8 protein-coding genes are annotated in these 12151 nt (G+C 67.4%); 2 read left to right on the forward strand and 6 right to left on the reverse strand.

Annotation, left to right across the window (positions count from 1 at the left end; translation table 11 throughout):
- Positions 1 to 12 precede the first annotated feature (12 nt).
- The 4 genes from PSQ39_RS10270 to PSQ39_RS10285 all read right to left on the reverse strand — a co-directional run bounded on the left by PSQ39_RS10270 (position 13) and on the right by PSQ39_RS10285 (position 7394).
- Positions 13 to 3819: an EAL domain-containing protein gene (locus PSQ39_RS10270; RefSeq protein ID WP_273926675.1), complete on the reverse strand. Its 3807-nt coding sequence runs from the start codon at positions 3817 to 3819 to the stop codon at positions 13 to 15.
- Positions 3820 to 4044: 225 nt separating this feature from the next.
- Positions 4045 to 4932, reverse strand: a complete 888-nt coding sequence (locus PSQ39_RS10275) for a DMT family transporter (protein ID WP_273926676.1) — start codon at positions 4930 to 4932, stop codon at positions 4045 to 4047.
- A complete protein-coding gene (locus tag PSQ39_RS10280) occupies positions 4929 to 5540 on the reverse strand; it encodes a methylated-DNA--[protein]-cysteine S-methyltransferase (protein ID WP_273926677.1) in 612 nt (203 codons plus the stop codon). The genes PSQ39_RS10275 and PSQ39_RS10280 overlap by 4 nt, the downstream gene beginning before the upstream one ends.
- A 60-nt stretch (positions 5541 to 5600) precedes the next feature.
- The gene (locus tag PSQ39_RS10285; RefSeq protein ID WP_273926678.1) at positions 5601 to 7394 is read right to left on the reverse strand and encodes a DNA-3-methyladenine glycosylase 2 family protein; all 1794 of its coding nucleotides are present in this window, start codon (positions 7392 to 7394) and stop codon (positions 5601 to 5603) included.
- A 196-nt stretch (positions 7395 to 7590) separates the two neighbouring features.
- Between PSQ39_RS10285 and PSQ39_RS10290 the strand changes: the two genes are divergently transcribed.
- Positions 7591 to 9006: a phosphomannomutase/phosphoglucomutase gene (locus PSQ39_RS10290; RefSeq protein ID WP_273926679.1), complete on the forward strand. Its 1416-nt coding sequence runs from the start codon at positions 7591 to 7593 to the stop codon at positions 9004 to 9006.
- A 43-nt stretch (positions 9007 to 9049) separates the two neighbouring features.
- Positions 9050 to 10381: a 3-deoxy-D-manno-octulosonic acid transferase gene (locus tag PSQ39_RS10295; RefSeq protein ID WP_273926680.1), complete on the forward strand. Its 1332-nt coding sequence runs from the start codon at positions 9050 to 9052 to the stop codon at positions 10379 to 10381.
- Between the two features lie 46 nt (positions 10382 to 10427).
- Here PSQ39_RS10295 and PSQ39_RS10300 read toward each other — a convergent pair whose 3' ends face one another.
- On the reverse strand, positions 10428 to 11786 hold the full coding sequence (locus tag PSQ39_RS10300; protein ID WP_273926681.1) for a TolC family outer membrane protein: 1359 nt from the start codon (positions 11784 to 11786) through the stop codon (positions 10428 to 10430).
- A gap of 22 nt (positions 11787 to 11808) precedes the next feature.
- On the reverse strand, positions 11809 to 12147 hold the full coding sequence (locus PSQ39_RS10305) for a rhodanese-like domain-containing protein (protein WP_273926682.1): 339 nt from the start codon (positions 12145 to 12147) through the stop codon (positions 11809 to 11811).
- Positions 12148 to 12151 lie beyond the last annotated feature (4 nt).

Here is a 12151-nt window from a genome sequence, read left to right on the forward strand (position 1 = left end):
CAAGCCCTGCGTTCAGGCTTGCGGCAGACGCCATTCGGCCGGTGCTTGCCACTGCCGCGCCCAGGCCTGCAACTCGCTGGGCGGCATGGGGCGCGCAATGCCGTAGCCCTGGCCCAGGCGGCAGCCCATCTCCAGCAGGCGCTGGCCCTGGGCGCTGGTCTCCACGCCTTCGGCAATCAAGGTCAAACCGAAGGAGCGGGACAGGCCGATCACGCCATCCACGATGGCCATGTCGCCGATGTCGGTCATCATCCCGTTCACAAAGCTGCGGTCGATCTTGAGCGCATCGGCCGGCAGCTGGCGCAGGTAGGTCAGCGACGAATAGCCGGTGCCAAAGTCATCGATGGCGATCGACAAACCCATGTTGCGCAGCTGGGTCAAGGTGGACGTGACGGCATGGATGTCGGTCAGGGCCGCGCTTTCGGTGATCTCGATTTCCAGCAGGGAGGTCGGTACATCGGGGCAGGACGCCAAGCGTTGGCGCACGCGCTCCGGGAAGTCCGGGGTCTGCAGGTGGCGCGCCGAGATGTTCAGGCTCAAGGGCACGCGCAGGCCCTGGGCCAGCCACGCTTGCTGCAACTGCAGCGAGTGGCCCAGCACCCATTCGCCAAACGCCACTTCCAGCGATGAGCCTTCGATTTGGGGCAGGAACTCCCCAGGCCCCAGCAGACCCCGTTCCGGGTGCTGCCAGCGTGCCAGTGCCTCGGCGCCGACCAGGGTGCCTTCCAGCATGTCGACCTTGGGCTGGACATACAGGCAGAACTCGCCAGCGGCCAGCGCGCTGCTCAGGCGGTCCAGGCGGCTGTGCTGTTCGCGCGAGGCGCGCTCGCGTTCTGCATCGAACAAATGGATGCGGTTGCGCCCGGCTTGTTTGGCCAGGTACATGGCCTGATCGGCGTGGCGCAGCAGGGCGTCAGCGTCGGCGTCGTCGTTCGGAAACAGCGTCAGGCCGATGCTGGCCGTGACCCCCAGCCGTTCGCCTTCCAGCAGCACCGGCTCGGCCATGCGGTTCATCAAGCGCTTGAGCATGGTTTCGCAGTCGCTCAGGCAGCCTGGGTTGCTCAACAGGATGACGAATTCGTCGCCTCCCAAGCGGGCCACCAGATCCTGAGGGCGGATGGCGGCCTGCAAGCGCCGGCCAATTTCGATCAGCAATTGGTCCCCAATGCCGTGGCCCAGTCGGTCGTTGACGGGTTTGAAGCCATCCAGGTCCAGGTAGGCCACCCCGAGCAGGTTGCCGTGTTGGCGGGCTTGCAGCATGGCGTGGTCCAACGCCTGGGCCAGTTGCACGCGGTTGGGCAATCCGGTGAGCGCATCGAAGTGCGCCATCTTTTGCAACTGGTCTTCCTGTTCGCGCTGCCGTGTCACGTCCAGCGCGACCCCGACCATGCGCAAGGGCGTGCCACGGGACGAGTGGGCAATCACCCGTCCCAGGTTGCGCACCCAGCGCGAGCCCCCATCGGCGTGCCGCAGGCGCAGGGTCACGTCAAAGGGCTGGGATGGATTGGCTTGGTGACGGGCCAATGCGGCCATCGCGGTTTGGCGGTCATCCGGGTGGACCACGTCGTTCCAGTGCTCGCTCGGGTTCTCGCCAGCCAGGGCGGGCAGTCCGCGCAGCTCGCGCCAGTGGCGGTCGCCAGTGACCTCGACCGTGATCATGTTCAAGTCCCACAAGGCGAGGGCGGCGGCCTCGATGGTCAGCGACAGCAGGGCTTCGCGCTCTTGCACCAGGCGCTCGGCGCGTTTGCGCTCGGTGATGTCTTTCAGGCCGAACAGCCAGCATTCAACGCCGTCGACTTCGATGGTCTGCATCGACTGCAATGCCGTGTGAACCTGGCCATCGCGGGACGTGAAATTGATCTCAAAGGCATTGAGCATGCCGGTGGCGTTGGCGGCCTCGACCAGGGCCGTGCGTTCGGCCAGCGTGTAAAGCCCCATCTCCACCACCGACTGCCCACACAAGGCCTCCTGGCGCGGCACCCCCATGGTCTGCTCCCAGGCTGGGTTCACATCCAGGTAGTGCCCGTCCGACTTGCGCGAAATGCCCATGGGGTCGGGAATGGCGCGGAAGATGCGCGCAAAGCGGTCTTCGGACTGGCGCAGGCGGTCCAGGCTGCGCTTGGCTTCGTCGATGTCACGAATCACGCCCCGAACCCGGTCCACTTGGCCATTGCTCAGCACCGGCTCTGCCATGGCCTGGACCCAGATCCGTCGGCCATCGCCGCGCACCACTTCCAGTTCTTCTTGAAAGGCTCTTTGTTCTTGCACGCAGCGGCGCAGAAGCTCTCTGAACCGGGCTTGGTACTCGGGTGCCACGCACTGGCCAGCGTAGTCGCTGGGGGGGCCCGCGTCGGGCGACAGGCCGTGCAGTTCGTAACAGACCTCGGACCAATAGCGCTCTTCGGGCCGGGGAGAGTCCTCCCACACCCCCAACCGGGCAATCCGACCCGCCTGCAGCAGCAAGGCGTTCACGCGCACCAACTGGTCCTGCATGGCCTGCTGCTCGCTCATGTCGTGGAACAGGAAGATGAAGCAGGGCTCGCCATCCATGTTGATTTGCCGCGCCGACATGCGCCCGGGCACCACGCGCCCGTCGGCCGCTCGGGCGATCAGTGGCAGGCTGTCGACCTGGCCTTTTTCATGGAAGGCCAGCAGCAGTTTGCTGCGTTCCTCCGGGCTGTTCCAGATGTTCAGCTCAATCGAACTGCGCCCGATGAGCTCGTCGCGCTCATGCCCCAGCAAACGGCAAAAGGCGGGATTGACCTCGATGTAGGTGCCATCGCTGACCCGGGTGATGCCGGCCGCGTCCGGAAAGGCTTCGTAAATGGTCTGGAACTTGGTTTGCGACAGCAGCAAGGCCTCATGGGCTTCATGCCCCGAGGTGACGTCCAGGTGCATACCGACCACCCGCACGGTCTCCCCTTGGGCGTTGCGGTCCACGATGCGGCCCCGGACCAGAATCCAGCGCCATTGGCCCTGGCGGTTGCGCACCCGGAACTCTGCTTCAAAGTTGTCCTCAGGACGCTTCAAAAGGCTGATCCGAACACCACTCAGGCGAGCCGCGTCTTCCGGATGCCACATGCGCTGCCAACTGCTCCAGGGGTCTTCACCGGGCTGGACTTGAAGCTCGAACTGGTTGTAGAAGTGGCCTTGAAACGTAGTGATGCGGCTCAAGGGCTCCCACACCCAGCGCCCACCGCCCGAGGCGTCCAACACCTGCAGCAACTCGTTTTCGCGGCGCTTGAGTTGCACCTCATAGCGGGCCCGCCCCAGCAGCAATTCGAGGCACAGGCCCAGCAGCAAGGTGCTGCCCATGAAGCGCCACAGGTGGCTCTCGGGCAGCGGGCCCAGCCAATTCAGGTGGTAGCACACGGTGACCACGGCCTGCACCCCTGCGGACAGCATCAACAACGACAGCCACAGCTGCAGTCGGGTGTTGCGGCGGTGGTAGAGCGTTCGGCAGCCCTCGGACCACACGAGCACCACCCCCATCACGGCCAGGTGGCCCAGGGTGTGCGGCAATTGCAGGAGGATCGCGACGGCTGCGGGGATCAAGGTCGCCGCCACACCGATCTGGCGGCCCAGCAGGAAAATGCCCAGGGCCTGGTAGGCGGGGCGCAGCACCGCTTCATTGCTCTGGCCGGCCAGCGGGGACCAGAACATGGCCACGGTCGTGGCCGTGCCCATCAGCAAGGCAATGAGCCAACGTTGCCGACCTTGGGGTGCGATCAACCATTGCGGGGGCAGGAGCAACAAAGTGCCCACCACGGCCGCCATCACGACGCTGTTGACCGCCACATCCAGCGGAAAATCGATCACCCGGACACCTCATTCTTGTTGTCTACGGTGGCCAGTAGCCACCTTTGGCCGGGTCTGGCACGGTGCACAGGTCAGGAAGTTCTCCCAATCCAGACGCCGCATCAACCCCACCCGACTTGTGTGCCCTGAACCCATGCCGGGAAGAGTTCAAGGCATCACGCCGCGCCGCAGAACGCTTTTCAACCGTGCGTTCTGCGAACTTGTACAAGAAGTAGTGTAAAACTGTTACGAGGCTGGCCGAGCCTGCCGGCCAATCCGGATCAACCCCGTTGACAAGGCTGTGCCACACACGATGACCAGGCCGCAGCCCACCATCCAGGCGGTGATTTGCTCGTTCAGGAAGACGCTGCCATAGAGCACGGCAAACAAAGGGGTGACAAAGGTCACCGTCAGCGCCCGGGCGGGGCCTGCGTGCTCGATCAGGCGGAAGTACAGGATGTAGGCGATGCCGGTGCAGAACACCGCAATCGCGGCAATCGAGGCCCAGGCCGCCGCGCTGGGGGGCGTGGCCGGCCAAAGCCACCACGTGGGCAGCAGCAGCACCAGGGCTGAGCCCAGTTGGCTGCCAGTGGCCAGGGCCAGCGCCGGCACACCACTGAGGTAGCGCCGCGTGAAGGTGGCAGCCCAGCCATAGCACAGGGTGGCGGCCAAGCAGGCCAAGATGGCCAAGCCGGTGCCCCCGGGCTTGAAGCTGGCTTTGCCTGCCGCCAGCAAGGCCACCCCGGCAAAGCCAATGGCCAGGCCTGTTGCTTTGCTGCTGCCCGGGCGCTCGCCCAGCCAGACCCAGGCCAGCAAGGCGCCGCACAAAGGCGTGGTGGCGTTGAGGATGGAGGCCAGGCCGGTGTTGATCGACAGGACGGCCCAGGCGTACAGCGCAAAAGGCACGGCGGAGTTGACCACGCCCGCCAGCAAGATCGGGCGCCAGTGCTGGCGCAGGGCCGGCCACTGGCCGCGCATCGCCATGATGGGCCAGAGGAACAAGGTGGCCAGGCTGACGCGCAGACCAGCGGTGACCAGCGGGCCAAACTCGGCCGCGCCCAGGCGCATGAACAAAAAGGACGCACCCCACAGGGCGGCCAGGATCAGGTACTCCAGACTCCAGCCCAGCTTCATGCGGTGGCTCCGGTGAACAAGACGCCTTGCGTCGACGCCGCGTGGGCCCGCGTGCGGGCCTGCGGCTGGGCTTGCGCCACGGTCGGCAGGGCCAATCCTTCCAGTTGCAGCAGGGCGGTCTTGCGGTCCAGGCCGCCGGCATAGCCGGTCAGGCTGCCGTCGGCGCCCAGCACCCGGTGGCAGGGCACGATCACCGACACGGGGTTGCGGCCCACGGCGGCCCCGACCGCCCGTGCCGCCTGGGGGCGACCCAGTTGCGCGGCCAAGGCGCCATAGCCCGTGCATTGGCCTCGGGGAATGGCGCACAAAGCCTGCCAGACAGCTTGCTGGAAAGGGGTGCCTTGGCTCAGGTCCAGCGGCACGGAGAAGCCGGTGCTTTCACCCCGGAGGTAGGCCTGGAGCTGGTCCCGCGCCGCGCAGAGCAGCGGGTGCGTGGGCGCCTGGGGCCAGGCTTGTGGGCCTGTCAGTTCGGCGGGGGCATGGCGCTGGCCCAGGAACCAGGCCCCGCACAGGCCGCGCTCGGTGGCGGCCAGGTGAAGCGGTCCCAAGGGGCTGTCGAAGGCCAGTTGAAGCGGGGCCGTCGCCGAAGGGCGTGGGGTGGGGCTCATGGTGAGAAGGTCCTCGGCGGGGAGTGAAGAAGACGGGTGTGGGGGCATCTGGGGGCCGCCTCACAAGGAATGGGGTGTCATGTCGGCTTCGGTCGGCGCTGCGTCAGCCACTGCCTGGAGGGCGGTCGGAGCACCGTGTTCCCAAATCCGGACGACAGCATAGCTGCGCCAGGGCCGCCATGGCGCTGACGCGGCTTCTGTGGCCTGGGCCGCGGCGCGTGGTGAGGGGCGCGGCCCAGGGCCACCGGCCGGCCTTGCCCTGTGGGGGTCGGCCGCTGGGACCAGGCGTGTGGCCAGCGCGTTTTGCAGCACCACGTCACCGGCTGGAAATGCGTCAGGCCAGCGCAGGGCGCGCATGGCGATGTACTGCGCGGTCCAGTCGCCCACCCCCGGCAGGGCTTGCAAGTCAGCCAGGGTTGCCGCGAGCGGCGCACTGCCGTCCAGCACCAACTGCCCGGCGTGCACCGCCCGGGCCAGGGCCAGGATGGCCTGTTGGCGTTGCCGCACCACGCCCAGGGCACCCAGCGTGGCGCACAGCGCGCTGCCATCGCCTTCACCCGCCAAGGTGGCGGCGTCGGGGAACAGGTGACTCAGGCCGGGGGGCAGGCCGGGCTCGGGGGGGAGGGGGGCACCCCACTGGGTGACCAGGCGTTGGCACAGAGTGCGGGCGGCGGCCACGGTGATCTGTTGGCCCAGGATGGCCCGCACCGCCATCTCAAAGCCGTCCAGTGCGCCGGGCACACGCAGGCCCTGCAGGGGGCCGAAGTGGGGGGCCAGAACGGCGTCGATGGCAGCCGGGTCGGCGTCCAGGTCCAGCCACTGGCGCACCCGCCGGATCAGGCTGGGCAGGGCGGGGCGCAAGGCGTCGCTCAAGCTCAGTTGGACCTGCTGCCGCGCAGGCTGCCATTCGACCCGCAGCCAGCCTGTCAGGCGTCGGCCATCGGCGGGTGCCTGCAGTTGCAGGGTGCGCTGGAGCCGCAGGCCGTCGACTGACGGCTCGACGGTCTCCAGGCCCATCACGGCCCGCGCGGCCATGAAACGGCCCAGGGTGGCCAGGTCGTAAGGCGGTCGGTAGCCCAGGCGGATGGGCGCTGTCGCGGGGCCCGAGGGCGTGCGGGGCTCGACAGCCCGAGGGCGTGGTCCAGGCGTCGCATCGCGGGTCCGTGCGGGCTCCAGCCGGGGCCGCCTCAGCGCGCTGGGCGACAGGCCATAGTGCGCCAGGAAGGCCGCGTTGAAACGGCGCACGCTGGCAAATCCGCTGGCCAAGGCGATCTCGGTGATGGGCAGGTCGGTGTCGGCCAGCAGTTGCTTGGCGCACAGCAGGCGTTGGGTTTGCAGGTACTGCAGGGGCGACACGCCCAGCGTGGTTTCAAACAGGCGCCGCAGGTGGCGGTCACTGACGCCCAGGCGCGCGGCCAGCCGCGCCATCAAGGGCCCCTCGCTCCTGGCCTGGGCTGAAGCGCCGTGGGGCCGGGGCCAGTGGGCGGGTTCATCCAGCCAGCGGGCGGCTTCCGCCACCATGATGCGTGTGGCGTCGGTGTGGGACCAGGCCCCCAACTGGGGGGCCAGTTCCGGACGGCAGCGCAAGCAGGGTCGAAAGCCGGCCTGTTCGGCTTGGGCCGCCAACTCAAAAAACCGACAGTTTTCACGCTTGGGCGCCCGCACGGCGCAGACGGGCCTGCAGTAAATGCCGGTGCTGGTGACGCCGGTGAAGAACTGTCCGTCAAAGCGCGCATCCCGGGTTTGCAAGGCCAGGTAACAGGCGTCGGCGTCCTGGCTCAGGTGGCCGGGGTGGGCCGACCTCAGGTCGGGCTGGGGCTCGGCAGGGGGGCAGTCAAGGCGGCGTCTGGACATGGTGGGACGATGATACGCAGGCCCTGTGGCGCTGACTGGCCGTTTTCGGACTTGATCCTTGTCTAACGCGGCGTCTGAAGTTTGTCATTTGGTCCGGGCTCGCCCTCTACAATCCAAAGCGTTTGCCAGCCCGGCCTGCAGGTCGGGCTTGGCCCTGTCCGGCTGTTCTTCAACCTGTCCCAACCCAACATCTTCCATGCAAGTCAACGCAGCGATCTTCAAGGCTTACGACATCCGCGGCATCGTGCCCAGCACCCTCAACGAAAGCGTGGCCGAAGGCCTGGGCCTGGCCTTTGGGGCCGCTGCCTTGGCACAGGGTGAAACGACGGTGGCCGTGGGCCGCGATGGCCGCTTGAGCGGCCCGGCCCTGGTGCAGGCCCTGGTGCGTGGCCTGGTGGCTGCCGGCATCGAGGTGATTGATGTGGGCGCGGTCACCACCCCCATGCTGTACTTTGCGGCCAGCACCCTGTGCCGCAGCGGCATCCAGGTCACGGGCAGCCACAACCCCAAGGACTACAACGGCTTCAAGATGGTGTTGGCCAGCAAGGCCATCTATGGCGAAGAAATCCAGGCCCTGCGCCGCACCATGGAGGCTGACAGCGCCCCGCGCCGCGCCGGCGGCAGCGTGCGCCAGGCCGATGTGACCCAGGCCTATGTCGAACGCATTGTGGGCGACGTCAAACTGGCCCGCCCGATGAAGATCGTGGTGGATTCGGGCAACGGCATTGCCGGGGCCACCGCCCCGGGCATCTTCCGCGCCCTGGGCTGCGAGGTGACCGAGCTGTTCAGCGAGGTCGATGGCAACTTCCCCAACCACCACCCCGACCCGAGCAAGCCCGAGAACCTGAACGACCTGATCGCTGCGCTCCAGGCCGGCGACGCCGAGCTGGGCCTGGCTTTCGACGGCGATGGCGACCGACTGGGCATCGTCACCAAGGACGGCCAGAACATCTTCCCCGACCGCCAGATGATGCTGTTTGCCCGCGATGTGCTCAGCCGCGTGCCCGGCGGCGAGATCGTCTTCGACGTCAAGTGCACCCAGCGCCTGGCGCCCGAGATCGCGGCCGCTGGCGGCGTGCCCGTGATGTTCAAGACGGGGCACTCGCTGATCAAGGCACGCATGCGCGAGACCAATGCCCCCTTGGGTGGCGAAATGAGTGGCCACATCTTCTTCAAGGAGCGCTGGTTCGGCTTTGACGACGGCACTTACGCCGGCTGCCGCCTGCTGGAAATCCTGAGCCGCTCGCCCGACGCGAACGCCGTGCTCAACGGCCTGCCGCAAAGCCACTCCACGCCCGAGCTGAATGTGGCCTGCGCCGAAGGTGAGCCGCACCGCGTCACCGCCGAGCTGCAAACCGCCGCCCCGGCCTTCTTGGCAGCCCGTGCTGCGGCACGTGGCGCTGAAGCAGCCCCGCAAATCTCCACCATCGACGGCCTGCGCGTGGACTGGGCCGACGGCTTTGGCCTGATCCGCGCCTCCAACACCACGCCGGTGCTGGTGCTGCGCTTTGAAGGCCAAAACGCCGAGGCCCTGGCCCGCATCGAGGGCGACATGCTGGCCCTGTTGCACAGCGTCAAGCCCGACGCCCACGTGGGCAGCGCAGCGCACTGATGCGGCTCGCCGACCGTGCCCTGGGCGCCCGGGAAAGCGGCGCATGAGCGTGGCGCGTGCGCTGTACTCGACGGTGCTGCGCCTGGCGCAGCCCCTGCTGCGCCGCAAGCTGGCGCGGCGTGGGCGCACCGAGCCGGGCTACCTGACCCATGTGGAGGAGCGCTTTGGCCACTACAGCCAGGCGCCCAGCCAGGGCTGGGTTTGGGTGCACGCGGTGTCTTTGGGGGAGACCCGGGCCGCTGGCATCCTGATCGAGGCTTTGCGCGCTGAATGGGCGCGCCGGGGCTGGCCGTTTCACCTGCTGTTGACCCATGGCACGGCCACAGGCCGGGCCGAAGGGCAGCGCTTGTTGCGCGAGGGCGATGTGCAGGTCTGGCAGCCCTGGGACACCCCGGCCGCCGTGCAGCGCTTTTTGCGTCAGTTCCGTCCCGCCCTGGGGCTGTTGATGGAAACCGAGGTCTGGCCCAATCTGGTGGCGGCTTGCCGCAGTCAAGGCCTGCCGCTGGCATTGGCCAATGCCCGCTTGAATGCCAAATCACTGGCCTCGGCCCAGCGCTTGCGCTGGCTCAGCGAGCCGGCTTACCAGGGCTTTCGCGCCGTGTGGGCGCAAACCGAGGCCGACGCCCAGCGCTTGCGCCAACTCGGTGCGCCCGTTCAGGCCGTGTTGGGCAACGTCAAATTTGATGCCCGGCCTGATCCGACCCAACACAGCCTGGGGCAGTCCCTGGCGCAGCGTTTGTGGGTGGAGCGTGGCCAGCGGGTGCTTTTGTTGGCCAGTTCGCGCGAGGGGGAAGAAGCACTGTGGCTGCAAGCCCTGCGCCAGGTGCCGCCCCTGCCCGGTGTGCAATGGCTCTTGGTGCCCCGCCACCCGCAACGCTTTGACGCCGTGGCGGCGCTGTGTGCCGAGGCGGGGCTGTCGGTGGCCCGACGCAGCCAATGGTCGAGCCAGCAGCCCGATGACCTGCCCCCCGTGGCGGACGTGTGGCTGGGCGATACGCTGGGGGACATGGCGCTCTACTACAGCCTGAGCCGCGCTGCCTTGCTGGGGGGCAGCTTCGAGCCCCTGGGCGGCCAGAACCTGATCGAGGCCGCGGCCTGCGCCTGCCCGGTGCTGATGGGCCCGCACACCTTCAACTTTGCCGATGCGGCGGCGCTGTCAGAGGCTTCGGGTGCGGCCTGGCGCGTCGCCGATGTGCCTGCTGCCTTGACCCTGTTGGCTGAACTGCTGGCCCAACCCGAGCGTTTGCAAGCGGCCTCGCAGGCCGCCCAAGGCTTTGCTGCGGCGCACCGGGGTGCCGCGGCGCGCACGGCACACGTTGCCGCTGAACTGTTGCTGAGCCAGCGCTTGCACAGCCTGGCACCCAGGCGTTTGTGAGGTGGCGGGCGGGGGCGTTTCACCAGCCCCCGCAAGCCCTGTTCTCTCAGGGCGCGAGCAGGGCGTTGACGGACTGCAGGTCGTCCGGCGTCAGGCTGCCATTGGCCTGACGCAGTTTGAGCCCACCGACCAGCACGCTGTAGCGCGCCAAAGCGAGGTCGCGCTTGGTTTGGTAGAGCTGGCTTTGTGAGTTCAGCACATCAATGTTGATGCGCACCCCCACCTTGTAGCCCAGCATGTTGGCGTCCAGCGCGCTTTGGCTGGACACCTCGGCGGCCTGCAAGGCCTTGACCTGGCTGGTGCCAGAGAGCACGCCATAGAAGGCGGTGCGTGTGGCCTGCGCCGTGCTGCGGCGGGCGGTGTCCAGGTCTGCTTGCGCCTTCTCTTGCAGCGACAGGGCTTCGCGCACACGCGACTGCAGTGCGCCCCCGGCATAGAGCGGGAAGTTCAGCGTCACACCGATGGAGGCCTGCGTGATGCGCGAGCTCACCCGGCTGGTGGGCGACAAGCTGGAGCCATCCATGTTGTGCGCCACGGCATAGCTGCCATTGAGGTCCACCGTGGGCTTTTGCCCTGCTTCAGCCTTGGCAATTTCCAGCGTGGCCACGTCCAGGGTGGTTTGGGCCAGTTGCACCTGGGGGTGCTCCTGCGCGCTTTCGACCCAAGACTCGACCCGGTCCGAAGGCAGGGTGGGCAGTTCGGCTTGCGGCTTCAGCGGCAGCGGTTGCGTGTTGCTGCGGCCCACCAGTTGGTCCAGGAAGAGTTGCTTCACGCGCAGCTCGTTCTGGGCGGCAATCTCCTGGCTGATCACCAGGTCTTCGCGGGCCTGGGCTTCGCGGGTGTCGGTGATGGTGGCGGTGCCCACTTCAAAGTTGCGCTTGGCCGAGGCCAGTTGCTCTTTCACAGCCACTTTTTGGGCCTGCACAAAGACCAGGCTGTCATGGGCCGCCAGCACGTCAAAGTAGGCCTGGCTGACCCGCACGATCAGGTCTTGTTCGGCCAAGGCCAACTGGGCATCGGCCTGGATGAGCAGCTTTTCGCCTTGACGGTAGGACGCCAGATTGCCTGGGCGGTACAGCGGCTGGCTCAGGCTGAGCCCGTTTTGCCGCAGACCATAGGGGTGCTTGAAGTAAGGCACGCCGTCGATGTTGCCCGACACCTGGCTGCGCGACACCGTGCTTTGCAAGTTCAGCGTGGGGCGCAGGTTGGCCTTGGCCTGGTCGGCCCGGGCCTGGGTGGCTTCGTATTGGGAGCGCGCGGCGCGGTAGGAGGCGTCGTAATCGCGCGCCACCTGGTACAGCTCGGTGAGGCTTTGTGCCTGGGCGCTGGGCCAGGCCAGGGCCGACACGAGGCCCAGACTCAGGCAGGCCGGGATCTGCCGCAAGGCAAACAGAGGAGAAAACATGGAAGGGGCACTCCAGACAAGTTCAATAAACGGGGACTTCGGGGTCGCGTTCCACCGTCCAGGCATGGATGCCCCCGGCGATGTTCACGACGTTCTCAAATCCGTTTTCTGCCAAAAAGGCAGCGACGCGCAGGCTGCGGGCCCCGTGGTGGCACAGGCAGGCCACGGGCGTGGCCGGGTCCAGCTCCGCCAGCCGCGTCGGAATCTCGTTCATGGGAATGCTGACCAGCCGAAAGTCCGTTGGCCGCACGCTGGCGGTTTGCAGTTCCCAGGGTTCGCGCACATCCAGCACGATGGGCTGGGCGTCGCTGACGCTGTGGAGCCAGGCACTGAGGCTGGCGGGACGGACTTGGGTGATCATTCCA

Source organism: Curvibacter microcysteis (genome assembly GCF_028649455.1).
Classification (GTDB): Bacteria; Pseudomonadota; Gammaproteobacteria; order Burkholderiales; family Burkholderiaceae_C; genus Curvibacter; species Curvibacter microcysteis.